This is a genomic window from Variovorax glucosi (assembly GCF_051216695.1).
Classification (GTDB): domain Bacteria; phylum Pseudomonadota; class Gammaproteobacteria; order Burkholderiales; family Burkholderiaceae_C; genus Variovorax.
Genome location: NZ_JBPJZE010000330.1, coordinates 1 through 1,087, shown reverse-complemented (window position 1 = coordinate 1,087; position 1,087 = coordinate 1). Strand labels below are relative to the sequence as shown.

Here is a 1,087-nt window from a genome sequence, read left to right as displayed (position 1 = left end):
ATCGAGGATGCCCGTGAGGCGGTGCAGCTTGTCGTATTCGAAATGCACGCGACTACCATCGGCGCGCGTGTGCGTCTGCAGGTTGCCGTCTTCGTCGTAGGTGTAGTCGTCGGTGCCGCCGTCGGTATGCACGTGACGCGTGATGTTCTTCGCGTCGTCGCGGAAAAACCATTCCTGCAGCTTGTCGGGATGGATGATGCGGTAGGTGTAGCCCTGGATGTCGTAGTAGTGCCAGGTCTCGCCGCCCAGCGCATCGGTCACGTAGGTCAGGCGGATGTTCTTGTCCCACTCCAGCTTCAGCGCGAAGCTGCCGTCGTCCGACCACTCGCGCACAGCCTTGGCGTCTGTGCCGGTGCCGTCATATTCGAGGTTCATGCCTCGGCCGGTGCGGTCGGTGTAGCGGGTCACGAGATGGTGCGCGTAGGTGTAGCTCCAGCTTTCGCCGTCCTCATCCTGCGCCGCGACGAGGTCACCTTCTGCGTCGTGCGTGTAGGCGGCCAGCTGACGAATGACCTGGCCGTCTTTCAGTTCCCACAGCGACTTGATCAAGCCGGTCTGCGCATCCGGCTGCGTGCCCACGTGCGCCACGACGGCTTCGCCCTGCTTGCTGATGATGTCGCTCAGAACCTGCTCGCCTGAGGCTGCAATCACGTGGTCGTAGCGCAAGCCGATGACGGCTTCTTTGCCGGCATGCAGCGCGACGAGACGAAAGCGCTGCCTGCTCTGGGTCGAAACCTTGCGAGCCACGGTATTCACGAGTTCGTAGACCTCGCGCCAGTCGCTGGCCTCGCCGGCCGATACGGGCTTGCCGAAATCCACGGTCAACAGCGTCTCGCTCAGACGTGTGAGCGTCACTTCTTCGATGGCATCGCGATGGCCCTGGCCCACGGCCAGCAGCGGGTAGGCATGACTGCGGCCGTCCGCGCCGTGATAGATCAGGCTGAGCTGGCCGGCTCGCGGACCTTGGGCCGGCGTGGCGATGTCCACGCGAGTGCTGTAGGGCGTGAGCCATCTCGCGCCGAGGCTGCCCTGATCGAAAGCGCCAAGATTGCTGCGGTAGGTGCGCGCCCAGGTGATGGGCAACGGC

The 1,087-nt window shown here is 64.0% G+C and carries 1 protein-coding gene; it reads right to left on the bottom strand.

Annotated features, from left to right (window positions below; genetic code table 11):
• Nucleotides 1-1,087, bottom strand: a 1,087-nt coding sequence (locus tag ACSFA3_RS25385) for a DUF6531 domain-containing protein (protein WP_435508098.1), incomplete at both ends; no start/stop codon positions are given.